This is a genomic window from Bacillus sp. JHAA (genome assembly GCF_036961585.1).
Classification (GTDB): domain Bacteria; phylum Bacillota; class Bacilli; order Bacillales; family Bacillaceae; genus Bacillus; species Bacillus velezensis.
The window spans coordinates 38,373-63,929 of sequence record NZ_JBAMDE010000004.1 but is presented as its reverse complement, the minus strand read 5'-3'; the positions used below and the strand labels follow the sequence as shown (position 1 = coordinate 63,929).

Sequence of the window (25,557 nt, the reverse complement as noted above, 5' to 3'; positions counted from 1 at the left end):
GCTGGAATTTATATATATTTTCCCACTTGTCAGAAAATACATCAACCGGAGGTGCTTAGCGCTTCGTTTCTTCCGCCTCCAAAAACAGCTCATCAAGCCGCTCCAAAGCCTCTGCCTTTTCAAAACTGCTGAACCACAGATCATCATAAGAATCAAGGATGCGGTAATGGTGGGAAATCAAATGCTGCTGCAAGCGGAACTCGCCTTTTTTCTCGATGGCTTTCCACCACACCTTGCCGCCCATCGTCTTCCCCTTCGGCCTGTCAATTGTGCGGTGAGCAACCGTTTCAATGACCTCCAGCGGATCATCTCCTAATACGGATTGCAGTGTTTCACTTGATCTGAAAAGCGCGCAAACCGCCACAACATGCGGCCATTCCGCAAGCGCCCGCCCTTTCTCAATCTGCACCAGCGACTTTTTAGAAAGACCGATCACATCCGCCATTTTCTCCTGTGTGTAGCCTCTCTCCGACCGGATTTTCTTCAGCTGGACTGAGACAAGCTCAGTCATATAATCTTGATCCATCTCAACCTCCATATTTATCAATATAGCCATTTTACACCGCGGCACGCCTTTTTTATATCAGAACATTTTCAAACGAATCAAAAGAACCCTGGATTGGCTTATCATTGAAGCAATGTACCTTTCCGCATAATCCAGAATGATGCGGTGAAATACAAACGCACGCCCGAAGAGACAGGTGCTGGCTCCCTGGCGGTTGAGCTCCGGACAAAATAAAAAGCTGCCGCAGCTGCAGCAGCTAAAACTTTATAGACCGGAAGATCAGCATTATGAAGCGAATACAATCCATCTTGCACTATAATTGACACGTTTTTTCGAACCCTGATTGACCAATTTAAATCTGTATGAATCTCCTTTTTTCAACGAAGGTGTTTCAAAATAAGTCGTTCCATTTTTCTTTGCATTGGCGGTTTTGATTGTTTTCCAGGCACCTTTGCCGTTGACTTGCTTTTGGACGTATATTTTATACGTGCCCTTCCCTTTACTGTTGGATTTAAAAGTCACGGCTCTCAAGGTGTACTTTTTTGTCGTTTTAGTGAATTTAGGGTGATATGTATTGATCACATAGTTAGTGAAATACCCGCTTTTATAAGTATGAAGCCAGTCTTTAGCCTCTGCTTTTTGCGGAGAAGAAAAACCCATAAAACCAATTCCGCTGATTAAAAGAGTAAAAATAATGATGAGCGACTTAAAAATCTTTTTGCTTTTCATCGAGAAAATCCTTCCTTCCTGTAACTATTTACCCTATTTATGTTAATGACAATATAGCCAATCATAAATCCGTCCAACTAACCATTTTGACCGCAGGAGGAGATGTGAACAGCCCTTAAAATGACTATATGACTACTACTTATGATTCTTGTCATTTTTGATTAAGTGATAAAGTTACTTTAAACCGCTATTCATTTTGTTGTTTTTGTATCAATTGTCATAGCGAGGTCTTTTCCTATCAATGCCTCTCTTTCGGCGTTTGTTCTGCTGCCGTGATGGGGCTCTCCTTGGATAAACCCCTGCACCCATGACAAACTGTCATACGTTTGCCACCTATGAATGAACGCACAATACACATAATGGAGGGATTGCAATGGACGAAATGGTCCTGGAAACACAACAATGGCTGAATGAGACGTACAAAGGCAGACACGGGTACAACAAAGTGCCGGAAAACGGAAAAACGGGCTGGGATACCATTTACGGTCTGACACGGGCGCTTCAAATTGAGCTTGGTATTTCAGAACCTGCCGATAACTTCGGACCGACGACACAAAGATTGTTTAAGCCGTTGAAAAAGCAGGCTCCCGATTCTAAGCCGACAAACATGAATTACATTCTGCAGGGGGCGCTGTGGTGTAAAGGTTTTAACCCCGGCGGATTTTCAGGCGTTTTCTATGAAAATACCGAAAGGGCTGTAAAAGAGTTTCAAAAAGCGGCCGGGCTCACTAAGCAAGACGGCATCGTCACGGCACTCATTATGAAAGCCTTGCTGGATATGAGCGCTTTTCGATTAGTAGCGGGAGGCGACAAAAGAATCCGCCAAATCCAGCAGAACCTGAACCGGGATTACAATGACTACATCGGCTTGATGCCTTGTGACGGCTTATACGCCCGCGATACAAACAAGGCTCTCATTTATGCCCTGCAAAAAGAAGAAGGCATGAGCACAAGCGTCGCCAATGGATTTTTCGGAAACGGCACGACCAGCTTATGCCCTACCTTGACTCCCGGCGATTCACGGACAGGCTTTGTTTTGATTGTCCAATACGCGCTTTACTGTAATGGGGAAGCGTTTGATCCCGGTGAATTCGACGGAAAATACGGCGTCGGAGTTGTATCGGCAGTGAAAGCTTTCCAAAAGTTTATGTGCCTGCCGCAGACCGGTTATGCGGACATGCCGACGATTAAAGCTTTATTATCAAGCTCAGGCGACACAACGCGGGCTGCTTCAGCTTGTGACACCGCTACCATTTTGACGGCAGATACGGCTAAAACTTTGCGTGAGAATGGCTATAAGATCGTGGGAAGATATCTGACCGGGAATGTGCGGACAAGCAGCGGACTGACATCGAAAGCGTTAACGTCAAAAGAACTTTCCACGATTTTCAATGCCGGCTTAAGCGTGTTTCCGATTTATCAGGACGGCGGCTATGAATCTTCTTATTTTGTAAAAGACCAAGGAACGAGAGATGCGTACAGCGCTGCATCAGCCGCCCGAAGATTAGGTTTTCCGTCAGGAACGACCATTTACTTTGCGGTCGATTTCGATGCGTATGATTATGAAGTCACGGATAAAATCATTCCTTACTTCCAAGAAATCAAGTCAGCTTTTATGAAAATGCAGGCGTTCTCAACTGCGCCGAAATATGAAATCGGGGTATACGGACCGAGAAACATTTGTATCCGGACGTCAGAAGCAGGTCTGACCAAATATAGCTTTACGGCTAACATGTCGACCGGATTCAGCGGCAACCTCGGATACCCGATGCCGAAAAACTGGGCTTTTGATCAATTTTATGAAGGAACGATCGGAAGCGGAGCGGGAAAAGTCGCCATTGACAAAGACGGATACTCCGGGAAAGACTCGGGTGCAAGCAGCGTCCATCCGCCTTCTGATCCTGTGTATGATGCAAGACTGCGCACACTGACGGATATTTTAACAACCATTCCTGCTTTAGAAAATATATCGAATCTTGCGAATGCCATGTTTGAATTCGACAAGACAGAAACCATTTATGCATCACCTGAAATGGATATTCTTTTATCTACTTCACTTTTGGCAACAGTGCCAAGCGAAGGTTCTCCCAACACAGTTACCATTACAAATGGCAAACCGGGAGCTTATATTACCGGTCTGATGGGGGATTCACAAGTCTCTTTTACAGCATCACAAATTGATTCCTATCAAAACCTGCTTAACAGTCTGAGCTTGTCAGTCCGCAACGGTTATTTAGAAGTGTATGTCAATCCGGCTGCGGGATCGCTGAATATTCAATTTAAAATTTATACTGATATTCCGGTCGGTGACAGTGCTACAACTGGACTAACAACTACCATTACATTTAAAATAAAACAAAAGAGCTTCAGGTTGCCGGATTCCGAAAAAGTGTACTCTCCGGATTGGGATTCTGTCGTGAATACCATGGCTATTGCAGGCGCAGGAATTATTGTTATTGTAGGGATCGGTGCTCTAGTCGTTTTAGCACCTGAATTAGGAGGAGCTGCAGCCTTGTTCAGCACGGTTTTATCACTATTTCTATAATTGAACAGGCAGCTCCTTGCTCCAGGAATGCTCAATGAGTGTTCTTGGAGTTATTTCTAAAGGAGGATTCGCATGAAGATTGATATGCAGACATACAAGGAAACCGTTCAAAAAATAGAAACCGATTTGATTCCGCGAAGTCAAAATGACAAAGAACTGCTTACATACTTAATGAAACAAGATTCGCTCACACTGAATCAAATGAAAATGTGTTTCACTGAACCGCCCCTCACCTTCCAACATACTGTCAAAATCGTATGTACAGTCACATTCATCACGTTATATATCTTTTTTTTCAGCACTCATTTTAATGATTTGATTGAAATGGCTCTGCAGATGGTTTTCGGCCTGGCCGGCCTTGTTTGGGTTATTGCTGTATTTCCGTTTTCAAGAAAAATCCAAGTGTCTGACCGTTTCAGACAAAAATCTGAAAACACCCGTATCACCGGAATGATAGACTTTGTCCTCGAACAACGATACAAAGACATGATCAGTTAAAAACCCCTCTGCTTAAGGGGTTTTTTTATTATGAAATCCCGTCACCCCCCTTATCAAAAAAGGCTCTTCCCCTTTGGAAATAACCGGAACACCCAATTTCGTTTTCAATATAATGAGGTAGTGGATCTGCAAAGAAAGAAGGGCGACATGATGGGTATCATTAATGGAAAAATGTTCATTGACCGATTAAATCAGCTTGGAAATGAGATTTGGCTTGATGGTGAAAAGATCGAGGGACAGATTTCTGAACATCCCGCATTTAAGGGCCTTCTGGAAACGAAGCGCTCTCTTTATGATTTGCAAACGAAACCGGACATGAAAGATCAAATGACTTACAGTCTTCCCGGTAAAAAAGAACGGGCCGGGCTTTCATACCTGCAGCCGAAAACGAAAGAAGACGTAAAAAGAAGAAGAAACATGTTCGAACATTGGGCCAGACACACGCACGGAATGATGGGACGAAGCCCGGATTATATGAATACCGTGCTGATGAGCTTCGCCTCCTCTGCCGCGCTTTTGAAAGACCGCGATCATTGTTTTCCGGAACATGTTCAAGCGCTGTACGAACGCGCTGCTGCACAGGATCTTTCTTTTACGCACACGTTTATCACCCCTCAGGTGAATCGTTCACAAATGGGTGTAAACGTATCGCCGACACCTATCTCGGCAAAAGTCGTCGATAAAAATGAAAAAGGCCTCATCATACACGGCGCCCGGATTTTAGCCACACAAGGCGGCCTGACGGATGAAGTGCTCGTGGTTTCTCTGCCTAAAATGTATTTTGAATCGGATGAAGCGTTCGCTTTTTCAATCCCTTCCAATACAAAGGGAGTAAAATTCATCTGCAGGGAATCTTTCGTACTCGGAAAATCATCGTTTGATTATCCGCTCAGCTCAAGATATGAAGAAATGGATTCTATCGTTGTATTTGATCACGTTTTGGTCCCTTGGGAACGCGTATTTTTTTATAATAATTACGAGGCGGCTTTTGATTTTAATATGAAAAGCTCTTTTAACGCCTTCGCATTTCATCAAGTCATCACGAGACAAATTGTAAAGACGGAGTTTCTCCTGGGCCTCGCCCAAACGCTTGTCGAAGCGATAGATGTGGGCGAATATCAGCATATTCAGGCTAAGATGGCTGAAATCATCACCGGTCTGGAAACGATGAAAGCCCTTTTGGAAAAGTCGGAGAATGATGCGGAAACAGATGAATGGGGTTATATGCGTCCGAGTGTCACTCCGCTTCGTGTGGTCAGCGCGATTTTTCCCGACATCTACCCGCGCTTCACGGAAATCATTCAGCTGATCGGGGCAAGCGGAATGGTGACTTTGCCGACTGAAAAAGCGTTCCGTTCTGACATCAGAGGAGACCTTGACCAATATTTGCAGGCGGCCGAATTGAACGCTGAGGACCGGGTAAAAGTGTTCCGCCTCGCATGGGATTTGACCATGAGCCCCTTCGGAACAAGACAGACACAATATGAGCGGTACTTCTTCGGTGACCCCGTCCGCTTAACCAGCCATCTGTACAGAAGCTATCCGAAAGAAGAACAGACCGCGGTCATCAAGGAATTCCTGCACATTCATAAATAAAACAAAGCAGAGAGCGCATCTCTGCTTATGATAGCTGGATCGGCTGCCGCCGATCCTATTTTTTATTTTGGCTGATCACCACCATCGTAATATGCGATAACGCGAAAGAGACAAGCGTATACACGACGGCCCACCCGATAAACGAGAAATTCAATACGGTAAAGGTGCATATAAGGCAAACGGCCAAAGCGGCAGCCGGCATAATGAACGCGTTTTTAAACAGGTACGTTCCGGCGACTGACAAGATGATGATACAAAGCGGCAGAACACCGAACGCAAAATCCAATTCATCAATCAACAGATGCACTCCCTTCGCTTTTCTTAGTCCGGCCTAACACATCTTATGCCTGAGTACAAAATCGAGTACTTCAAATCTTTCGCGCTCCGGCTGATTTTCCCTCCGGTTATTTATTCAAAAAAATGAAAACTTTCCTTAAAGCGTTTACATTCACGTCAGACTATGATAATTTAAGAAAGCGCTATCATACACAAGTTAATGATTTTTGGATGGAGATGAGGAGAACCAGGAAACCCCGCCCTTTCACAAGGGTGATTTCTGGTTCTTTTTGTCATTTTCAAGGAAAGGAGTCATACATACATCATGATAGACGTTCAGCAAAGGGGAGGATATGATGTTTCAATTGTTTAAGCCGGCTCCGCATATTGAGAGATTGGATGATTCAAAGACGGATGCGGCCTATAAGCGGCTCAGGCTGCAAGTATTTTTGGGGATTTTCATCGGGTATGCCGGGTATTATTTGCTTCGCAAAAACTTTGCCTTCGCTATTCCTTATTTTCAGGAACAAGGGTTTTCAAAAGGGGAACTTGGCTTGGTGCTTGCGGCCGTATCAATCGCTTACGGCTTCAGTAAATTTATTATGGGGATGGTGTCTGACCGCTGCAACCCGAGGTATTTCCTTGCGACGGGTCTGTTTTTGTCAGGTGTGGTAAACATTTTATTTGTTTCCATGCCGTGGGTCACGTCAAGCGTGACGATTATGTTTATTTTTATGTTTATTAACGGATGGTTTCAAGGAATGGGCTGGCCGCCTTGCGGACGGACGATGGCTCATTGGTTTTCCATCAGTGAACGCGGCACGAAAATGTCGATATGGAATGTCGCCCATAACATAGGCGGAGGTATTCTCGCCCCGCTCGTGACTCTCGGCATCGCCATGTTTGTTACTTGGAAAAGCGTGTTTTTCTTTCCGGCGATTATCGCCATCGTCATTTCATTTGTGATTGTTCTTCTCGTACGGGACACGCCGCAATCCTGCGGGCTTCCGCCGATTGAAGAATACCGGAATGACTATCCGAAACATGCGTTCAAAGACCAGGAAAAAGAGATGACGACCAAAGAAATTCTTTTCAAATACGTGCTGAATAATAAGTTTCTGTGGTATATCGCATTTGCCAATGTCTTTGTTTACTTCGTACGGTACGGTGTCGTTGACTGGGCGCCGACTTATTTGACGGAAGCGAAAGGGTTCTCTCCTGAAGATTCCAGATGGTCTTATTTCCTTTATGAATATGCGGGAATTCCGGGAACGATTTTGTGCGGCTGGATCAGCGACCGGTTTTTCAAAAGCCGCCGCGCGCCGGCAGGCGTACTGTTCATGGCCGGCGTATTTATCGCTGTATTGGTCTACTGGCTTAACCCTGCCGGTCATCCGCTCATCGATAATATCGCGCTGATCAGCATCGGCTTCTTAATCTATGGACCTGTCATGCTGATCGGGCTTCAGGCCATTGACCTTGCGCCTAAAAAAGCGGCGGGAACGGCAGCCGGCTTAACCGGGTTTTTCGGCTACATCGGAGGCTCTGCTTTCGCCAACGCCATCATGGGTTATGTCGTAGACCGCTTTGACTGGAACGGCGGCTTTATCATGCTTATCTCCTCATGCGTGCTGTCCATCGTCTTCTTGGCTATGACGTGGAATACGGGCAAGCGGGCGGAGCATGTGTAAGAAAACAACATAAAAGATTAATATTTTTGCAGTACAGCATTTACAACGATTTTCTACACTAGAGACAGATATTGATTTTTAAGGGGGAAGAAAACATGCGGAAACATAAATTGTTTGCTTTGGTATTGCTTTCATTCGGTTTATTGTCATTCATCGTCACGCCTGTATCGGCAGCGGGAAAAGGAAACCTCTTGTCTCCTGACAGAATTTTGACCATTGCCCATCGCGGTGCTTCGGGGTATGTCCCGGAGCACACGATCCTTTCTTATGAAACTGCGCAAAAAATGAAGGCTGACTATATTGAGCTGGATTTACAAATGACAAAAGACGGCAAGCTGATCGTCATGCATGATGAAAAACTGGACCGCACCACAAACGGACAAGGCTGGGTGAAGGATCATACATTAGCCGAGATTCAAAAGCTCGACGCCGGCTCTTGGTTCAATAAGGCCTATCCGGAAAAAGCAAAACCGCAATACGCCGGACTTCGCGTTCCCACACTTGATGACGTGTTAAAACGGTTCGGCAGACATGCAAACTATTATATTGAAACAAAGGCGCCCGAAACATATCCGGGTATGGAAGAAAAACTGATCGCTTCACTGAAAAAATACAAATTGGCAGGTAAGCATGCGAAACTTGGACAAGTTATCATTCAGTCTTTCAGCAGGGACAGCCTTCTGAAAATCAAACAGCTCGATCCGAAACTTCCCGCCGTCCAATTACTTGAAGCGGAACAGATGACGTCAATGACTGACGCAGATTTAACGGACATTAAAACATATGCCGTCGGAATCGGACCGGATTACAAAGCGCTGAACGCTCAAAATGTCCGAAACATTCGCAGCCACGGCCTTCTGCTTCATCCTTACACCGTAAACAGCGAGGCGGACATGCGCCGTCTGCTGAATTGGGGCGTAACCGGTGTGTTTACCAACTATGCGGATATATTCCAAAAGGTTAAAAAAGAATACAAATCATAAAGCCAGCATGGGTTCGGAGATGATGCCGAACCCATGTTTTTGCCCGATCATGCAAACGCCATCATGGGTTATGTAGCGGGCGGAGCATATTATTAAAAGGCTGAGACTCACCTTAATTGTAAAAAGGTATCACTGTAATGATGAATTACTTGTGATACCTTTTTAAACAAAGGAATATAATTATTTATTTCTATTATCTAGTTTCTTTCTTATACTATTTGTAATAGACGATAATACAAGTGATACTAAACCATAGACAACCACCCATCCCCAGAAGGATAGATTAAAAACAGTGAACATTAATATGACTGAAACAACTATACTGACAAGCGGCATTATATAGACTTTTTTGAAAATATAAGTGAATATAATCGATAAGACGATAATAGAAAGTGGTAAAATACCAAAAGCAAGATCTAGCTCATCCATTATTATTCTCCTTTGTGAATTTAATTTCCCTTTAAATATACTCACTCAGCTGTCTAGCGATTTAAAAAATGTATCTAATCACTCCAAACTTCTTTGTTTTTCTTAATCATAAAAAAGTCATATTCAGAAACATGGGTATTGTTAATAATTTTTTCAAGTCCTCTGACAGGAGTAGATTTTAATTTTTTTCCGTTTTTATAAGAGTAAGAATTAATCACATATTTCCCACCCTTGCTTATTTCTAACAAGAAAATTTTAGACTCGTCAAAATAAGTGAATTTTGCTTGGTTTTCAAATTTTGTCGACCTATTTAACGGGATTTTTTTTCCCGGCTTCATACTTTTCAGATCGAAAGTATAAAGTATTGAATTAGCTGCCAAATGATATAAAGTGTCATTTTTCACAAAAAAGTTATTAGTGGAAAGAGGAATTGCCAGTTGAGAAATTTCATCAGGGATATGATAACTGCCTAAAGGATATGCCCCTTTAAACTTTTTATGCTTTAAATCAATTTCTGCTACTTTGAATTGTACTTTGTTTGATTTATCCGTTTGGTTATATAGTATAAAAAAGGCTGAGCCTTTTTTAACTATTATTTGTGAATAAACACTCCAATTTTCTTCATTTAATACAGGAATTGTTGTTCCTTTCCCTACTGTAACTTTATCTTTATCTATTTTAATACCCTGAAAAGTCGGTGTTTTAATTGAAGAATCTTCATTTATCACGTAAATATATTCACCGTCATTACCAGTACTTGTATAGAAACCCGGAATAATCTTTTCATGAAATCCACTGCCGTTACCCCATCTAATTAAACTATTATAATGGTTTTCACCGACTCCTTGATTATTCAAAAAATAAAAGATATTTTCTTTTATTAAATGGCCTGATGATTGCCCATAACTTGTATGTACTTGATGTTGCATCGGGAATTTTTTAAAGTTATCGCCTATCATATAAACTTCTTTTTTGTCCTGTCTAACTATGTTTTTTTCATCTTGTGCAATGGTTCCAACCTCAATAGCATCTCCTTTTACAGCTGTTGCTGCTCCTTTTTCATCAATGTATACAGTATAACTCCCATCTTTAGGATAATCTATTGTAGCTGAATAATATATAGCTGCAATTTTATCATTCAAGAAATACTTTTCCTTTTCTTTTTCAGTTTGTTTAACATTAGAAACTGAATTAGTATATTTAAAAGTTCCAATACATATAAATATACCTATTAATACTATGACCGCAATTATAATAAGCCACTTAATCTTGTTCAAATATAATCTCTCTCCTTAAAATAATATGACTCCCTAAATAAACTTAGGGAGTGAAAATAATTCATCTAAATGTTTTGATAGTTTTTGTATAATCGGAATCTCTGATGTCTCTTGGGTAGACGCCCAGTCCTAATTTTCGCGTTTTCATACTTATTATCCCTAACTATTTACTTTCCTATATTTTAATTTATTATACAATTATTGTAATCTCAACTTACGTACTGTATTTATTCTATGGTTAATTATTTGTTTTGTCTCTAAAACTTTGACTTTGGAGTACAGGAAAAAGATGAAGCATGGAGAAGAAGAAACATAAAAGATTAATAGTTGCCCAACATATCTTTTAGATTCATTCTTTAGTATGGAAGACAGTTATTGATAAGGCGGAGAAATCATGAGAAAAAAAGAATACTGTCCCTGGTTGCCTGTCGTTAGGCTTTCTCATTCATCGTCACGTCTGTATCGAACCCATGTTTTTTTGCCCGATCAAAAAACCTTGCGGGAACGTTCCCGCAAGGTTTTTATTAATCATTACTCTTTTCCGGCAGCGGCTTCGGCCTGTCCGCCTTTTAATTGATCATTGATTGCTTTGGCGTCTTTCAAATACTCAGTCTTGAATCCGCTCTTCAGCGCCCACGCATAGAAGGCAAGGGCAACGATTGCGATCAGCCCCATATCCCAGCCGTACGGAATGATGTTCAGACCGCCGAATTTTTCACTTCCGAGCCATGAAATGACCATCATGCTGAGCAGATAGACAACCATCCAGACCCCGCCTTTAAAGTTTCTGCGGAATCCTTTCCACTTCGCTTTCGCTTGGTAGTAGAAATAAATCGGAAGGCCGATCAAAATGATAAACAGCACCTGCCCTGTTAACGGCCAGCGCGCCCAATACAGCACGAGAGACGCGAACACGAAGCCGAGCGGTGCAACCACGCTGAGGCCTTTCAGACGGAGAGGCCGGTACAAATCCGCCGCCGTCCGCCGCAGCGTCATCACCGTCACGGGACCCGTGATATAAGAAATCAGCGTCGCAACGGAAATGATTTCAGCAAGCACGCCCCATCCTCTGAATAAAAACAGAAAGATAAACGATACGACCAGGTTGAAAATCATCGCTTGGCGCGGCACGCCGTACAGCGGATGAAGCTTTCCGAAAATGCTCGGCATATATTTATTTTTTTCCATGCCGTAAATCATGCGGGACGTCGTAGCGGTATAAGTAATACCCGTTCCTGACGGAGATACGAACGCATCCGCATAAAGAATAATGACAAGCCAGTTGATATTCAATGCGATCGCCAAATCGGCAAATGGAGAGTTGAAGTTCAGGTGACTCCAGCCGTGAACGATCATGGAAGGTTCAACCGCACCGATAAATGCGATTTGCAATAGGACGTAAATGACGGTTGCGACCAGCAACGAACCGACAACCGCAATCGGAATCGATTTGCCGGGATTTTTTGCTTCTCCGGCCATATTAATCGGGCTTTGAAACCCGTTAAACGCAAATACGATACCTGATGTGGCCACCGCCGTCAGCACGCTTGCCCAGCCGTTCGGCGCAATGCTTGAACCGGATGTGAAGTTTCCGCCGTGAAAACCGGTAAACAGCAACGCTCCGATTGTCAGCCCCGGAATAATGATTTTAAAGATGGTAATCAATGAATTCGCTTTTGAAAATAAGTTAACTGTCCAATAATTCAGTAAAAAGTAAATAATCAGTAATACGGATGCGAAGCCGAGCCCCTCTCCCGTAAGAGTGCCGTTGTGAACGAGATTGCTTGTCCATTTTGCCCATTCCCACGGCCATGAGCTCATGTATTGAACAGACGCAACCGCTTCCACCGGAATAACGGAAACAATCGCAATCCAGTTTGCCCATCCTGCGATAAATCCAATAAATGATCCATGAGAATATTGAGTATATTTTACCATTCCCCCGGCTTCCGGGAACATTGAACCCAATTCACTGTAAGAAAGTGCGATAAACAAAATAACGATCATACCGATAATCCAGGAAATAATTGCGGCAGGTCCCGCAATCTGAGCCGCCCGCCACGCCCCGAATAACCAACCGGAGCCAATCATCGACCCAAGTCCGACCATCATGAGTGCAAACGTTCCCATTCTGCGATGTAATTGATTCATAAAGTTAACACCTTTCAATTAAAATATGACTCCAGCGCTATCATATATTTATAATATTATTCTGAAAATAGTTTTGTCAATCTTTATCGCATTAAAGCAGAAAGCCAAAATTACCCTTCCGATGTTTAAACAGCCGTTAAGCGGGAATAACTACTGCAAGCCAGAAATAGAAAGGAGTTTTTATCGTGAAACAAAAACTGCTCATTTCAGGACTTGCCGTGTCGACTGTCGGAGTGACTTCCTACCTGCTCAAAGATAAATCAAACCGCCAAAAGGTGATGAACTTTATCCGCAATATGAAAACATCGCTCTCCGGGAAGCAGGATATTGAATCATTCCCCGTCAACAAAGCAGGCAACCCGCATCCCGAAGATATTGAAGATAACAAAATGGTATCCGAAGGCTCCATGTACCCGGTTCAATATTATGATGACAAGAAGAAATAATCTGTTCCCGGGCTGCCCGGCCGTATCAAACGGCGGCAGCTTTTTTTATGCAGACGGCGTTTGATAGATCCGCCAATATTGGCGCGATCCTTTCTCCCGCACGGTAATGCCCAGTTTGGATATTTCCGCTTTCAGCTCTTTCGCATCAGCCTTTTCCTCCTCTTTCAGCGCCTTTTCTCTCGCTTTTAAAAGAGCATTTGCCCCAGGCTCCAAATCCGGCGTGTCCGGCACCCACCGTTTGTATTCTTCTTTAAAAGGATCTTCCGTCCCCAGCCAGATATACCCATGCGCGCGAAACGCATCAGCCGCTTTTTCAACCGCGGGCTCAAGCTTCTCCCGAAAAAGCTCCTGCCCTTTAGTCCCCAATAAGACAAGATGCTTTTCATCCGTAAACACACCGGAAATGCTGTCTTTCGAAAACACGCTTTCTTCATTATATATGGTTAAGGACACCTCGCTGTCCGTCACGACTGCCACAAGAGTTTCTTTAAAAGCTGCCCGCGTCAGCCACACTCCCCCGATTAAGCCGATAACGGCGGTTGCAGCCGCAGCCTTCCATCCGTGAAAAGAAGCGATAATGTCCAGCGGCCCGTGAAAAGGCAGCCAATCCAATGTTACGGCCCACTTCGCAATGACCGGCAGAAACCATCCGATGACCAGCCCCAATAATGGCGGCACCAGAAAAACCAAAGTTTTTTCAACCGATGACAACTCAAGAACCGTCTGTTTTTTTATTTCGTTCATGTTTCTCCTCCGTCTGTGTTTTTCACAACTATCCATTATACAAAGGGTTGGATGATTCTGTAAACTGTTTCCGAAACAATAAAAAGCCTCCCGACCGCCGGGAGGCTTTTTAAAACAGGAGCTCATATACTTCATTCAATTCCATCGTGCGCTTCTCATCCTGCTCGTTCTCAGCATATTTGATTTCCTTTTCAAGCAGCTGATTCAGCGCATCCATTTCCAAATCATTTAGATCTTTCACAAACTCGCCCTCATTTGCATAATGCTTCACCTGAAGCTTTTTATAAATCCCTCGGCACACATCATGCTCCAAGTGGTTCGAAAGCGACTCGCGCAAATATCCGAGTGTCCTGTCCATCATGTAAGCCCTCCCTTTTCTATAGGAATAGCTTCCCGGAAAGAGAGAAAAACTATACATGAAAGCACCGGGCGGCTGTTTTAACTCTGTACCTGAATGGAGAAAAATCCGCTGCTTAACGGCGTGTACGGCCCGTTCAGCCCCGTTGCGGAGAAAGAGAACGTTCCTGAACTGACATAAGAAAGAGGAACACTGTAATATTTAATGTAGCCTGTAACGATATTGCCGTTTTTCGTATATTCATCTTCCAGCGCTTTTGACGTAAGATTTGTAATATTCGTTCCGTTGTTAAATGCCTGGATCGTGTTATTGTTCGGATACCCTTGGAAATATACGGCTAAATAACCCGTTGTACCCTTCATCGGTTTTGATGCGCTGATTTGGTTCGGCCCGATATTTTCCCATTGGTAACTCTGACCGTCAGACGTCACACCGATAATACGGATTTGTGTTAAAGCAGGAGCCGGCGCCGCAGACGCTGATGGAGCCCACAACCCGCTCACAAGCAACAAAACAGCGGCGGCCGCCGCGAATAGCATAACGAGTCTCTTTTTCATGTTTCTTCCCCCTCTTATTCTTTTCGTAGAATCCTATACTATTTTACACGATTTACAAGGAAAAAGATTACATTTTATAAAAGAGTCCGGAACACTTTGTGAACTAGATATGAAACGCTCTTGAAACGCCGTTGATCATGAGAAAGATGCCGCAGATTCTTAACACGACTCTCGAACTTCTGTCATCTTTACCGAAAAAGGTTTTTCCGAGCCGCCCGATCCATACGTTCATTGCAACTCCCGCGAGCAATTCTATGATTCCGATCATTTCTGCCATATACAAAGCAGCCACCCTTCTAACCGTTTTTTTTCATATGACGGCTTATCATATAAAGTGATAAGACCAATGACGCTGCACCGGCGGCAAGAAACAGGCTCAGCGGCACTATCTGCATGCTGCCTCCGCCATTGTTTTGAAACGCGCCGATCGCCCATTTTTCAGGAGTAAACAACGACAGCATGCGCATGTACTCCGGAGCCGCGTCTAATGTGAAGAAAGCCCCTCCCAATAAACCCGTGACAGCTATAAAAACCGAAGCAAGCGACGTGAATTGCTTTTGGCTCTTCATGAACGGTATCACGGCCATCGTTACAGCAGTCAGCGCAAACGAGCAGGCCGCAAGCACCGCTCCCGCAGCAAAAACATGATCAGCAAAACGGATATGCAGCATGAATGTTCCGGCAGCGAGGATTACGATAATATGGAGAAGTCCGAAAAGATACGCCGCCGCAAACTTAGAGATTGCATATGCTGTATAGGAAACGGGCGTGCTCAGCAATCTGTCATATGTATGATTTTCTTGTTCATCTATAAATGATCGCAGGCTTTGGACTGCAACGAACCAGATAAACATCACTAAAAACCCGATAAGTCTGTCGGCTGCTTGTCCGCCTTCATAAACGTGATGGCGGTCAACATTGACGGCGGAATGACCCTGAATATCCTTCAAGAGATCAGCTGCCGCCTGCTTCCCGTCGGTGTGCAGCGTGCGGGATATCACTTTTGCATCGCGGACTATTTTTTTCAGCGCGCCCGCCTGCTGCGCAATCAGCTGCTCTGTCAAAACAGCATCACCCTTTTCTTCATTCTGAATAAATGAAACGTTCAATTCATCTCCGGAAAATAACGTCTCTTCAAAATGAGAGCCGATCAGCAATCCAAAGGATATATCCTGATGATGAACCTTTGTTTTTAATACGTCCTCCGTGACCTTCGTGAATTTTATATGGCCGGCTTTCTGAATCATTTTCATAAATTGCGCTGAATAGGCGCTCTGATCCTCATCAGCTACATATACTTTCTTCTGCTGACTGCCATCCGCAGAAAAGGAAAAGAAATATGTGAGAAGGAGCGGGGCGGAAATCGTCGCAAAGATGGCAGCCCGATTTTGCAGCATCAGTTTCAGCTGATGTCTGATCATGAATAACAGCTGCGTCATGAAACAGCCTCCTTCCGTTTAAACACCCAGATGGTCAAACATAAAAACACGGCGCCGATGGCGGCAAGCTCTGCCAAATCCGCCGCAATACCGCTCAGACCGGCATGCTGCGTGACACTGACATAGCTGTTGATCGCTTTGCCGTTCGGTATCAGTTCCTGGACAATTTTCAAACTGTCAGGCAAGCCGTCTTTTGCGATAAAGCTTCCGCCTAAAAAACTGAATCCGTATAAAATGGGAGCCGCCATGCTTGAGACGGTCTCGTGGTTTTTTGCAGTAAACCCCCAAAGAAGCACGATACTGCCGATCGCAAATGAATAAACGATCGTAACCAGCAATATTTCAAACAAATTGCCCCATTTTACCTGATACAAGATGCTGCTTGCGATGATGACGGCAGCCATTTGCATAAGGATGGCAAGCATGATTCCCAAAAGCTTACCCGCCACGTACTGGATACGTAAAACAGGCATTGATTTGATTCTGAATAACGTGTGCTGCTGTCTCTCTTCCACTATCCCGTGAATGAGCGCAAACGCGGTCATAATGGAGAACATGACGACCATTGCGATTGAATAATACTGCATCGCATCAATCGGAGCCGCGTGATTGCCGGCCGACTGTTTCGGAATGGTGACAGCCAGTTCACGTTCACCCGAAAGGCCGCTGATGATTTTGCGGGCATCTCCCTTTGACAGATGTCCCGACTGCTTCAGCACCGCTTTTTCTTCACTGATCTCCGCTTTTACTCTGGTGACAAACGAATCGGCCATCATTTCCACAATGTCTCCGTTTACAGAGCCTTGTTGGTCCGAGATGACTTTGATACTTGTTTTTTCATTGTGTTCTGCCGCTTTTGCAAAGCCTTTCGGCACGTATACAAAAACGGAGACTTTGCCGCTTTTGACAAGCTGTTTCCCTTCATGGTAACTGCCTATGTCTTTTACACGGATGAGATCAGTTTGTTTCAGCACGTCATTCTTTAATACGTCGCCCAAAGAACTCTCCGCGTGATCCGCATTATAAAAGGCGGTCTGAAATGGCTTCACTTTCGAATCGCCGTGAAAAACCGTTCCTAAAATAAAAATCATCAGTGCCGGAAACAGAATCAGTTTTATATAGAAAGACTTTGCTCCGGCCAATAACCGAAAATCTAATAAGATCAGCCTGAATAATATTTTCATGACGCCCCCTATGAATCCCGCAGCGTTTTGCCGGTGAGCCGGAGGAAAATGGTTTCCAGATTGGCTTCCTCGAAATGAATGCCTTTAATGGTGATACCGGTTTTCCTGATATCATCCGCAATATCAAGGATATTGCGATCTGCCGCAGAGACGAGCATCGTAATGGTCTGTTGGCTGACAGCAGCCTCGGCAACACCGGGAATGCGGCGGATTTTTTTAACGGCGTCATCATTCAGCCCCTCTGCATTCACGATCAGGGTATCAGAGGCTTTGGCTGACTGCTTCAATTCATCTTTCGTCCCGCAGGCAATGATTGAGCCGTGATCCATGATCGCCGCTTTTTCACAGAGGTATTCGACCTCTTCCATGTAATGACTCGTGTAGATGACGGTCATCCCTTTTTCTTGATTTAACGTCTTCACGGTTTCAAGAATATGGTGTCTGGATTGCGGATCAATTCCGACGGTCGGTTCATCTAAAATGAATAGTTTCGGTTCATTCATTAGCGCGGCCCCGATATTCACCCGTCTTTTCATGCCGCCTGAAAACTCAGATATCCTTTGATGTCGCTGTTCCTGTAATTCGATGATGTCCAGCACTTCATCAACCCGTTTACAAAGTTCCTTACCGGAAAGTCCGTACAGACTCCCGAAAAAAGCCAAATTATCCTTTGCGCTTAATGCTTGATATAAAGCGATTTCCTGCGGGACGACTCCCATCACTTTTTTTATGGCCGCAGGCTGCTCCTGTAATGAGGTTCCGTCAATGCAGATTGTTCCGCCCGTCGGCGGGAGCACGGTGCTGATCATCGACACCGTAGTTGATTTACCGGCGCCGTTTGGTCCCAGGAGACCGAATATCTCTCCTTTTTCGACGCGCAGTGATATATGATTGACAGCGGTAAAATCGCCGTACTTCTTTGTCAAATCCGTTAATTCGAGCATTCGTGCAGCACTCCTTGTGTCATGTCTGCACTTATTCTACTCTTGGCAATCCTTGTTTTCTATTCACTTTCGTACTCGATATGGGTATTACTTTCGTCATATGTTTAGTGATAAAAAGGGAGAGAGGAGGGTGAAGCGGGGTTATAGCAATTTTTGCAAATATAAGGTAAGCTCGGTTCTGTTTGACACTTCAAGTTTATCGAGGATTCTGGATACATAGTTTTTCACAGTGCCTTCAGTCAGAAATAAGTCTGCGGCAATGCGTTTATTGCTTTTGCCTTCCATAATGTGTTTTGCCACATCAAGCTCTCTCGGCGTCAGAATCTCCTTCAGCTTTGTCCGCGGCTCTTTCTGCACCGCAGGGATCTCCATATTGTTCAGCGCTTTTACGACGGAAACCGTGATTTTGGGATTCAGCATCATCTTCCCTTCATAAACGGCTTGAAGGGAGTCGATCATTTCATCCGAATCAGCATCCTTCAAGAGATAGCCGTCGGCTCCGCTTTTCAGCCCGGCAAAAATATAGTGATCATCTTCAAACGTTGTCAGAATGATGACTTTTACGGACGGATATCGCGCTTTTACCGCTTTTGTCGTTTCGATTCCGTCCATACCGGGCATTCTGATATCCATCAAAATCACATCGGTTTCGGTTTGAGAAAGCAGCCGGAGAACCTCTTCGCCGCTAGAAGCCTCTCCCGATATTTGAATTCCTTCATGAAGACTCAGAATCATTTTCAGCCCCTCTCTCACAATGGACTGGTCGTCTGCAATCATGACATTCACTTGATTATTCCTCCTTGCATGGAATCCTTATTTTCACGTCAAAACCCGTTTCCTTCCCAGACGAGAAAACAGCCTCTCCGCCAAGTGCGGCTGCTCTTTTCTCAATTCCTTTCAGACCATTTGATTTTATGATCGTTCCGCAGGCTGAGCCGTTATTATGAATATGCGCCAATATCATGTTTCGGTTTTTTTGAATCCGGACAGAAACATATGAAGCATGTCCATGCTTTATCGCATTCGTAATCGTTTCCTGAACGGATTGATAAAGACAATGCTTCACATCCGGCTGTTCCGCTTCTATGGCCGCGTCCGTCTCCAGCTCGAAGCGTATGCCTCCCGCCTCTTGAAAATGGCTGAAAATGTCACGGAGCTCTTGCTCAAATCCCCGCCCCGGCAAAGAGCCCTGCAGCAGCATAACGGCCTGGCGAAGCTTTAAAATGGATTCTTTCGTAAGATCATGCGCCTTATGAATGATCTGCTTCACTTTGTCCGGCTGATGCCCGGCTGTCTTCCCGGCAAATTCTAAATTCATTTTCAGAGCAGCCAGATAATGACCGAGAGAATCATGCAGCTCCTGCGCAATTCTTGTTCTTTCTTTCGTAACGGCCAGTTCCTCAATCCGGTCTGAATATTCCTTCAGTGTGTCATTAGCGATCTTCAGCTCTCGGTTCAGCAATTCAACCTTCGACTTCTCCTGCAGGTTTCTCCGATATAAATAAATCACCGCAAACATGATGAAGTATGGCGGCACGATATCACTGACACCCGCTCCGCCGGCGTATAAAGCTGCGGCAAATGCGGCGGCATTCATCGTTAACAAAACAGCCGAAATCTGCTTATCAGTAATAAGCACCTCCGCCAATAAAAGCACCATTACGGCCTGTGTCCCCACACTATAGACATTGTACAAAAGAACTCCCGCGATAACGCTGCTCAGGAAAAAAGAGACTTGATATACAGCCGGCCTTCTCTTCATATATAGCGGCCGCAGGCAGTCATTAGCCGTCAGCATAATCACGAGCACAGACAAAAAAACCTTCAGCTCCCCCCGGCCGGGAGGAAGCTGAAGAATCGCATGAAAGATTGATAGTAATGCAAAACCCCTGATCAGTAACTTCGTATGTGCAATCTTCATCGAATTCTCCTTACAAATGAGCAGCGGCTTTCCGCTCCACGTTCAGCACATCATACAGCTCATCAAGCGAATGAATTTCATACGTCGGGATGATTCCGGACTCATTTGCTTTCTTTCCGGGATTAAACCAGCACGTATCCATTCCCGCCATCTGGCCGCCTTTTATGTCCGCGCTCAGTGAATCGCCGATAATAAGTCCGCCCTCGGCAGAAAAACCGGGAATTCTCGCAAACACGTAATCAAAGTATTCCTTCATCGGCTTTTGAAAACCCGTGTCCTCAGATACAAACACATCTTTAAAGAACGGATACAGACCGGAGTCGCCCAGCCGCTTATATTGTGATCTTGAGACGCCGTTCGTCACGATGTATAAATCAAATAAAGGACTCAGCCGTTCAATCAGCTCATAAGCTCCGTCTATCACCTGGTGCCCTTCTTCTAAGTATTGGCGGTACGCCTGATTCATCAGCACGCCGTCGGCTTCGAAGCCGTATTCTTTAAACAAAAGGGCAAACCGTGTATTCACCACTTCATCGCGGGTCATTTCCCCCTCTTCAAACGCCTTCCACAGCCCTTGATTTAACGCTTTATAACGGGCTTCCACCTCTGCCGTCAGCTCCAGCTTTGAACCTTGAAACAATTTTTGAAGAGCATCGGTTTCTGAAGCGGTAAAATCCAGCAGCGTATTGTCTATATCAAATAATAACGTACGGTAATGACTCATCGATGTTTCCCCCGGTTCTGCTTTTTTTAACCAGTATACCACTCGCGGACAAGCCGAAAAAGACACCCCTGTAAGAGAGGTGTCTTTTTGAATTATACAGCGTCTTCTATTTTCGATTTTTCACCAGGCATGCGCTTGCCGATACCGAACGCATAATAGCTGACCGTCACAATCGCCAGGAAAATCACCCCGACAACCAGAGAAATCCGCGTATCTTTGTTAAACCACATGCCGATCAATACCATGAGTAAGAAAGCGATCGTCAAATAGTTTGTAAACGGCGCAAAAGGCATTTTAAACGGATGCTTATCAAGCTCAGCGCCCTTCGCTCTTCTGAAACCGAGATGGCTGATTAAAATGACGAACCACGGAATCATTCCCGGCAGCACACTCGCGCTGTACACATAGACAAAGATTTTCGGAGGCGCGATGTAGTTCAGCACGACACCGATCACAAGTCCGATTAATACGGCAAACGTACCGAATATCGGCACACCGCTCGAAGAAACTTTCTTAAAGAATTTCGGGGCCTGTCCGTTCACGCCCAATGTGTAAAGCATGCGTCCCGCACTGAATATCCCGCTGTTGCATCCGGACATCGCAGCGGTAATCACAACAAAGTTAATCAAACCGGCCGCCGCCGTAATCCCGACTTTCGCAAATGTCGAAACAAACGGACTGCCGAGTGAGTGAAGCTCATTCCACGGATATACGGTAACGATTACGAAAATCGCACCGATGTAGAAAATTAAAATCCGCCAAATAATACTCTGAATCGCGCTTCGCAGCGTTTTTTGCGGGTCCTTCGCTTCCCCTGCCGTAATCCCGATCAGTTCGACCCCTTGATAGGCCGCAACGACCAAAGACAAGGCAAAGAAAAATCCTGAAAAACCATTCGTAAAGAAACCGCCGTGCGACCATAAATTAGATAATCCGATCGCATGCCCTCCGTTACCGAAACCGAAGAAAATAATTCCGATTCCGGCCACAATCATCAGAATAATGGTGACGATTTTGATCATGGCAAACCAAAATTCAAACTCACCGAAAGATTTTACCGAAATTAAATTCGCCGCACCGAGAATGGCCATGGCGATAATGCCGGGAATCCATGCCGGCAGATCAGGAAACCAATATTTCATATACGAACCGACGGCGATAATTTCAGACATCCCGACGATCACCCATTGAAACCAGTTGCTCCACGCCGTCATATAGCCGGCTAACGGATGTATATACTTATGGCCGAATGTCGCAAACGACCCTGTACTCGGCTCTACATAGAGCATTTCGCCCATCGCACGCATGATAAAAAAGATAAAGATACCCGAGATCGCATAAGCCAGCAGGACAGACGGCCCAGTCCATCCGATCGTGCTGGATGATCCCATGAATAAACCGACACCGATCGTGCCGCCCAGCGCAATCATCTGTATATGACGCGCGCCTAAGCCTCTCTTTAATTCTTTGTTTGCCACTTCGCTTCCTCCTCTTAACAGCTCTGATATATGTGAAATAATGAAGCAGAAGGTGCACCTGTTGAACCTAACTCACTCTTCATTTCCCGCAATATTAGAAATATTCTATTTTTCTATTGTTGTATAATCTCCAATTTCCTTATTTCATCATAATAAATTTCCGTGGAAAATACAATTGTTTTTTTCAGGTAAACACCCTGCACCCTAAACCGACAAACTAAAAATAAAGCGCTTTCATTATTATTGAATTATGAATATTGAGATAATAAATGCCGCAGCCTCCGAGAAACAGGATGTCCCTGGAGAAACATGTTCCGCCCCCCTATTCAATATTATTTTTGCTAAGCAGAATGGCGTAAAGTCTTACTCTCTTCCATTCTCCCTTGTATACGCCATAATCCTGCTTAACCGGCAAAATCATGCATTAATCGATAAATGCCTCATTCAGCCGCAGCAAAAGCCGGCCGAACTTTTCTTTTTCATCGCCTGACCAATCGTCAAGCATATGTCGGTATCGATCAAGACGCATCTTTTTATCAGTTTTTAACCTCTGTTTGCCAAGCTTCGTAATCGCAAACAGACTGACCCGCCCGTCAGAAGGATCGGAAAAACGCTGGATCAGCTCTTTCGACTCCAAGGCCGCGGCCTGGCGTGACAATGTGGAAATATCCAGCTTAAAAGATTCGGCTAATTCCTTTACACGCGCCGGTCCGAATTCATCCAGCTGCCGTAATAACAAATACGCAGCCCTTTCCAGATGTCCGATTTTACGGTCGGAGTTATCAAGATAAACAGCTCTCCTGATAAAAGTGGTGAGCTCATATTCAATTAATTCAATCGGATCTTGTTTTGACAAACAGCCTCACTCCTTACAATTGACAACAGCAATATTAGTTGTATAATACAAACATATGCACATTTACTAAGAAAACATATAGAAAGATTTTGCATACATATATTTGTATAGTACAAATATATGCGCAAAAAGTAAAGAAACATATCGAAGCATCAAGAAAGGGGGAAGCTGCTCTTCTCCAAAGAACAGCATTGTCGTGAAAGTCATACGCATCATCTTGCAAATCATTATTTTATTCGCATTTTCCTTTATCGGGGGAGCCGTTCAGCAGTTCTTTCACCTGCCCATTCCCGGAAGTATCATCGGTTTGATCCTGCTGATCATATGTTTATCGGTTAAGATCATTCCCGTCAAAATGATTGAAGACGGAGCCGGATTTTTGCTGTCTTTTCTTCCGCTGTTATTCATTCCGGCCATGACGGGCGTCATCAATTACCCGTCACTGTTTTCCGCCAGCGGGGCTGCTCTGTTTCTGATCATCGTGCTGAGCACCATCGTCACAATGATCGCCGCAGGGTACGCCAGCCAGCTGTTAGAGCACAAAGCCAATCAGAGAAAGGAGAAAAAGAAGTGCAGCAAGCATGTATCGCAATCCTTATAATTTTGTTCACGGCCGCCGCCTATCTGGCTATGGTGAAATTATATGTACGCTTTCCATATCCCTTTCTCATACCGGTTTTGACGACTACGATTTTCATTATCGCCGTGCTGCTTGTTTTTCATATTTCGTATAAAGACTATATGATCGGCGGACAATGGATCAATTCACTGCTCGGCCCCGCCGTGGTGGCTTTGGCATACCCGCTTTATAAGCAGCGCCGGGTGTTAATCAAGTATATGTTTCCGATCATCGGCGGCGTGTTGGCCGGTTTATTCTCCGGAATGGTCAGCGGCCTGCTATTTGCAGAGCTGTTCGGCATCAGCCGGAGTTTGATTTTGTCAATTATCCCAAAATCAATTACGACGCCTGTCGCCATACAGATTGCGTCCGGTATCGGCGGTGTCCCTTCCATGACAGTCGTGTTCGTCATGATCGCAGGGTTTTCCGGCGTTATCTTAGGACCGCTGCTTCTCAAGTGGATCCGCATTCGCAGCTCACTCGGGAAAGGAATTGCATTCGGGAGCGCTTCCCATGCGCTCGGCACCTCAAAAGCAATGGAGTACGGAGAATTAACGGTCTCCATGAGCTCTGTTTCCATGACGCTCTGCGCCGTGTTAGGGTCGGTCTTCGGCCCCGTCGTAGCATGGATGTTTCAAATTTAAAGCTGACGGTTCTCCGTCAGCTTTTTTCATGTGCGGCTCATCTCATTTCCTTCCATTATTATGTTTCATTTGTAAAAATAATGGTAAAGTAGAAAACAAGGAGGGATTTAATGATGACTGGAGCAATTCCGCAAAAGAAACTGCTGGATGGGACAAGCATTCCCGCGATCGGCTTCGGTACATACGCTCTTAATGGAAACAACGGCGTTCATGCCATTACCAGCGCCATTGATATCGGCTACCGTCTGATTGACACCGCTTATAACTATGAAAATGAAGGATCGGTCGGAGAAGCCATCAAGAGAAGCTCTGTTCCGAGAGAACAGCTATACGTGACGTCCAAGCTGCCCGGGCGCTACCATGACTATGACAAAGCTGTACAAACCATCCAAGAATCTTTATACCGCGCCGGTCTGGACTACTATGACCTGTATCTCGTCCATTGGCCGAATCCGAAACAAGACCGCTACACGGAAGCATGGCAGGCACTGATTGATGCAAAAGAATGGGGCCTGATCCGATCCATCGGCGTCTGCAATTTCCTGCCTGAGCATATCGAACGGCTCGAACGTGAAACCGGCGTAAAGCCAGGCATCAACCAAATTGAACTGCATCCCGCTTTTAATCAGCAGCAGCAGCGCCAATGGCACGAAGAACAGAGCATCGTGACAGAATCATGGAGTCCGTTATCCCGCGCCGGCGAAGTATTGAACGATCAAAAACTCGGACGGATTGCGGACAAATACGGCAAAACCATTTCTCAAGTCATTTTACGCTGGCATATCCAGCTGGGCGCCATCCCGATTCCAAAATCAACATCGCCCGAGCGCCAGCTTGAAAACATCTCCATTTTTGATTTCTCTCTTGATGAAAACGACATGAGCATTATCGACTCGCTTACCCGCCCCGACGGACGCATAAACGGCCAAGACCCGGCGGAGTATGAGGAGTTTTAAGTAAACG

At 44.8% G+C, this 25,557-nt stretch carries 27 protein-coding genes; 9 read left to right on the top strand and 18 right to left on the bottom strand.

Going from position 1 to position 25,557, the window contains the following annotated elements; all coding sequences use genetic code 11:
• Positions 1–55: 55 nt before the first annotated feature.
• Both V7728_RS10530 and V7728_RS10525 read right to left on the bottom strand, forming a co-directional pair.
• Positions 56–526, bottom strand: a complete 471-nt coding sequence (locus V7728_RS10530) for a helix-turn-helix transcriptional regulator (protein WP_025284166.1) — start codon at positions 524–526, stop codon at positions 56–58.
• A 264-nt stretch (positions 527–790) separates the two neighbouring features.
• Entirely contained in the window at positions 791–1,234 is a 444-nt protein-coding gene (locus V7728_RS10525; protein ID WP_025284165.1) for a hypothetical protein, read from the bottom strand.
• Positions 1,235–1,607: 373 nt separating this feature from the next.
• On the opposite strand from V7728_RS10525, the gene V7728_RS10520 reads away from it, so the two are divergent.
• From V7728_RS10520 to hpaB, 3 genes are all read left to right on the top strand, one after another.
• The gene (locus tag V7728_RS10520) at positions 1,608–3,779 is read left to right on the top strand and encodes a glycoside hydrolase domain-containing protein (RefSeq protein ID WP_082998922.1); all 2,172 of its coding nucleotides are present in this window, start codon (positions 1,608–1,610) and stop codon (positions 3,777–3,779) included.
• A gap of 72 nt (positions 3,780–3,851) precedes the next feature.
• A complete protein-coding gene (locus tag V7728_RS10515; RefSeq protein WP_072588752.1) occupies positions 3,852–4,277 on the top strand; it encodes a hypothetical protein in 426 nt (141 codons plus the stop codon).
• A gap of 150 nt (positions 4,278–4,427) precedes the next feature.
• Positions 4,428–5,873 (top strand): 4-hydroxyphenylacetate 3-monooxygenase, oxygenase component, encoded by a 1,446-nt coding sequence (hpaB, locus tag V7728_RS10510; RefSeq protein ID WP_025284162.1) that lies wholly within the window; start codon positions 4,428–4,430, stop codon positions 5,871–5,873.
• 55 nt (positions 5,874–5,928) lie between these two features.
• Here hpaB and V7728_RS10505 read toward each other — a convergent pair whose 3' ends face one another.
• Complete coding sequence (locus tag V7728_RS10505; RefSeq protein ID WP_007408994.1) at positions 5,929–6,171, bottom strand: DUF2651 family protein; 243 nt, start codon at positions 6,169–6,171, stop codon at positions 5,929–5,931.
• Between the two features lie 334 nt (positions 6,172–6,505).
• Here V7728_RS10505 and glpT point away from each other — a divergent pair, with 334 nt between their 5' ends.
• The gene (gene glpT / locus V7728_RS10500) at positions 6,506–7,840 is read left to right on the top strand and encodes a glycerol-3-phosphate transporter (protein ID WP_003156725.1); all 1,335 of its coding nucleotides are present in this window, start codon (positions 6,506–6,508) and stop codon (positions 7,838–7,840) included.
• A 95-nt stretch (positions 7,841–7,935) separates the two neighbouring features.
• On the top strand, positions 7,936–8,823 hold the full coding sequence (locus V7728_RS10495) for a glycerophosphodiester phosphodiesterase (protein WP_007408993.1): 888 nt from the start codon (positions 7,936–7,938) through the stop codon (positions 8,821–8,823).
• A 180-nt stretch (positions 8,824–9,003) separates the two neighbouring features.
• On the opposite strand, the gene V7728_RS10490 is transcribed toward V7728_RS10495, so the two are convergent.
• The 3 genes from V7728_RS10490 to V7728_RS10480 form a co-directional block, all read right to left on the bottom strand.
• On the bottom strand, positions 9,004–9,252 hold the full coding sequence (locus V7728_RS10490; protein ID WP_041482172.1) for a DUF2651 family protein: 249 nt from the start codon (positions 9,250–9,252) through the stop codon (positions 9,004–9,006).
• A gap of 74 nt (positions 9,253–9,326) precedes the next feature.
• Complete coding sequence (locus V7728_RS10485) at positions 9,327–10,529, bottom strand: hypothetical protein (RefSeq protein WP_082998921.1); 1,203 nt, start codon at positions 10,527–10,529, stop codon at positions 9,327–9,329.
• A 531-nt stretch (positions 10,530–11,060) separates the two neighbouring features.
• Positions 11,061–12,680, bottom strand: coding sequence for an APC family permease (locus V7728_RS10480; RefSeq protein WP_007408992.1), 1,620 nt, complete (start codon positions 12,678–12,680; stop codon positions 11,061–11,063).
• A 185-nt stretch (positions 12,681–12,865) separates the two neighbouring features.
• On the opposite strand from V7728_RS10480, the gene V7728_RS10475 reads away from it, so the two are divergent.
• Positions 12,866–13,126 (top strand): hypothetical protein, encoded by a 261-nt coding sequence (locus V7728_RS10475; protein ID WP_003156732.1) that lies wholly within the window; start codon positions 12,866–12,868, stop codon positions 13,124–13,126.
• Between the two features lie 45 nt (positions 13,127–13,171).
• Here V7728_RS10475 and V7728_RS10470 read toward each other — a convergent pair whose 3' ends face one another.
• The 12 genes from V7728_RS10470 to V7728_RS10415 all read right to left on the bottom strand — a co-directional run bounded on the left by V7728_RS10470 (position 13,172) and on the right by V7728_RS10415 (position 23,331).
• On the bottom strand, positions 13,172–13,870 hold the full coding sequence (locus V7728_RS10470) for a YqeB family protein (RefSeq protein WP_043021522.1): 699 nt from the start codon (positions 13,868–13,870) through the stop codon (positions 13,172–13,174).
• A 109-nt stretch (positions 13,871–13,979) separates the two neighbouring features.
• Positions 13,980–14,228 (bottom strand): sigma-G-dependent sporulation-specific acid-soluble spore protein CsgA, encoded by a 249-nt coding sequence (locus tag V7728_RS10465; RefSeq protein WP_031378862.1) that lies wholly within the window; start codon positions 14,226–14,228, stop codon positions 13,980–13,982.
• 80 nt (positions 14,229–14,308) lie between these two features.
• Positions 14,309–14,785, bottom strand: a complete 477-nt coding sequence (locus tag V7728_RS10460) for a DUF4879 domain-containing protein (protein WP_007408988.1) — start codon at positions 14,783–14,785, stop codon at positions 14,309–14,311.
• A 103-nt stretch (positions 14,786–14,888) separates the two neighbouring features.
• Complete coding sequence (locus tag V7728_RS10455; protein ID WP_032865246.1) at positions 14,889–15,068, bottom strand: hypothetical protein; 180 nt, start codon at positions 15,066–15,068, stop codon at positions 14,889–14,891.
• Between the two features lie 13 nt (positions 15,069–15,081).
• Complete coding sequence (locus V7728_RS10450; protein ID WP_082998920.1) at positions 15,082–16,224, bottom strand: ABC transporter permease; 1,143 nt, start codon at positions 16,222–16,224, stop codon at positions 15,082–15,084.
• Complete coding sequence (locus V7728_RS10445) at positions 16,221–17,408, bottom strand: ABC transporter permease (RefSeq protein ID WP_082998919.1); 1,188 nt, start codon at positions 17,406–17,408, stop codon at positions 16,221–16,223. Before V7728_RS10445 ends, V7728_RS10450 begins: the two co-directional genes overlap by 4 nt.
• An 8-nt stretch (positions 17,409–17,416) precedes the next feature.
• On the bottom strand, positions 17,417–18,352 hold the full coding sequence (locus V7728_RS10440; protein WP_082998918.1) for an ABC transporter ATP-binding protein: 936 nt from the start codon (positions 18,350–18,352) through the stop codon (positions 17,417–17,419).
• A gap of 141 nt (positions 18,353–18,493) precedes the next feature.
• Positions 18,494–19,138 carry a response regulator transcription factor gene (locus V7728_RS10435; protein WP_082998917.1) on the bottom strand — a complete coding sequence of 215 codons (645 nt, stop codon included), beginning with the start codon at positions 19,136–19,138 and terminating at the stop codon, positions 18,494–18,496.
• Between the two features lie 4 nt (positions 19,139–19,142).
• Positions 19,143–20,273, bottom strand: coding sequence for a sensor histidine kinase (locus tag V7728_RS10430; RefSeq protein WP_082998916.1), 1,131 nt, complete (start codon positions 20,271–20,273; stop codon positions 19,143–19,145).
• Positions 20,274–20,283: 10 nt separating this feature from the next.
• On the bottom strand, positions 20,284–20,997 hold the full coding sequence (locus V7728_RS10425) for a YjjG family noncanonical pyrimidine nucleotidase (protein ID WP_082998915.1): 714 nt from the start codon (positions 20,995–20,997) through the stop codon (positions 20,284–20,286).
• A gap of 92 nt (positions 20,998–21,089) precedes the next feature.
• Positions 21,090–22,475, bottom strand: coding sequence for an amino acid permease (locus tag V7728_RS10420; RefSeq protein ID WP_015416703.1), 1,386 nt, complete (start codon positions 22,473–22,475; stop codon positions 21,090–21,092).
• Between the two features lie 424 nt (positions 22,476–22,899).
• Positions 22,900–23,331 carry a MarR family winged helix-turn-helix transcriptional regulator gene (locus tag V7728_RS10415; RefSeq protein WP_071181501.1) on the bottom strand — a complete coding sequence of 144 codons (432 nt, stop codon included), beginning with the start codon at positions 23,329–23,331 and terminating at the stop codon, positions 22,900–22,902.
• Positions 23,332–23,527: 196 nt separating this feature from the next.
• Here V7728_RS10415 and V7728_RS10410 point away from each other — a divergent pair, with 196 nt between their 5' ends.
• The 3 genes from V7728_RS10410 (at position 23,528) to V7728_RS10400 (ending at position 25,550) form a co-directional block, all read left to right on the top strand.
• Entirely contained in the window at positions 23,528–23,932 is a 405-nt protein-coding gene (locus V7728_RS10410; protein WP_003156751.1) for a CidA/LrgA family holin-like protein, read from the top strand.
• Positions 23,902–24,594: an LrgB family protein gene (locus tag V7728_RS10405; RefSeq protein WP_007408978.1), complete on the top strand. Its 693-nt coding sequence runs from the start codon at positions 23,902–23,904 to the stop codon at positions 24,592–24,594. Before V7728_RS10410 ends, V7728_RS10405 begins: the two co-directional genes overlap by 31 nt.
• A 110-nt stretch (positions 24,595–24,704) precedes the next feature.
• A complete protein-coding gene (locus tag V7728_RS10400) occupies positions 24,705–25,550 on the top strand; it encodes an aldo/keto reductase (RefSeq protein WP_099566366.1) in 846 nt (281 codons plus the stop codon).
• Positions 25,551–25,557: the final 7 nt, after the last annotated feature.

Coding starts and splice junctions, on each gene's coding strand:
- V7728_RS10530 (WP_025284166.1), bottom strand. CDS start 526: ATGGATCAAGATTATATGACTGAGCTTGTCTCAGTCCAGCTGAAGAAA.
- V7728_RS10525 (WP_025284165.1), bottom strand. CDS start 1,234: ATGAAAAGCAAAAAGATTTTTAAGTCGCTCATCATTATTTTTACTCTT.
- V7728_RS10520 (WP_082998922.1), top strand. CDS start 1,608: ATGGACGAAATGGTCCTGGAAACACAACAATGGCTGAATGAGACGTAC.
- V7728_RS10515 (WP_072588752.1), top strand. CDS start 3,852: ATGAAGATTGATATGCAGACATACAAGGAAACCGTTCAAAAAATAGAA.
- hpaB (WP_025284162.1), top strand. CDS start 4,428: ATGGGTATCATTAATGGAAAAATGTTCATTGACCGATTAAATCAGCTT.
- glpT (WP_003156725.1), top strand. CDS start 6,506: ATGTTTCAATTGTTTAAGCCGGCTCCGCATATTGAGAGATTGGATGAT.
- V7728_RS10495 (WP_007408993.1), top strand. CDS start 7,936: ATGCGGAAACATAAATTGTTTGCTTTGGTATTGCTTTCATTCGGTTTA.
- V7728_RS10490 (WP_041482172.1), bottom strand. CDS start 9,252: ATGGATGAGCTAGATCTTGCTTTTGGTATTTTACCACTTTCTATTATC.
- V7728_RS10480 (WP_007408992.1), bottom strand. CDS start 12,680: ATGAATCAATTACATCGCAGAATGGGAACGTTTGCACTCATGATGGTC.
- V7728_RS10470 (WP_043021522.1), bottom strand. CDS start 13,870: ATGAACGAAATAAAAAAACAGACGGTTCTTGAGTTGTCATCGGTTGAA.
- V7728_RS10465 (WP_031378862.1), bottom strand. CDS start 14,228: ATGGACAGGACACTCGGATATTTGCGCGAGTCGCTTTCGAACCACTTG.
- V7728_RS10460 (WP_007408988.1), bottom strand. CDS start 14,785: ATGAAAAAGAGACTCGTTATGCTATTCGCGGCGGCCGCCGCTGTTTTG.
- V7728_RS10450 (WP_082998920.1), bottom strand. CDS start 16,224: ATGACGCAGCTGTTATTCATGATCAGACATCAGCTGAAACTGATGCTG.
- V7728_RS10445 (WP_082998919.1), bottom strand. CDS start 17,408: ATGAAAATATTATTCAGGCTGATCTTATTAGATTTTCGGTTATTGGCC.
- V7728_RS10440 (WP_082998918.1), bottom strand. CDS start 18,352: ATGCTCGAATTAACGGATTTGACAAAGAAGTACGGCGATTTTACCGCT.
- V7728_RS10430 (WP_082998916.1), bottom strand. CDS start 20,273: ATGAAGATTGCACATACGAAGTTACTGATCAGGGGTTTTGCATTACTA.
- V7728_RS10425 (WP_082998915.1), bottom strand. CDS start 20,997: ATGAGTCATTACCGTACGTTATTATTTGATATAGACAATACGCTGCTG.
- V7728_RS10400 (WP_099566366.1), top strand. CDS start 24,705: ATGATGACTGGAGCAATTCCGCAAAAGAAACTGCTGGATGGGACAAGC.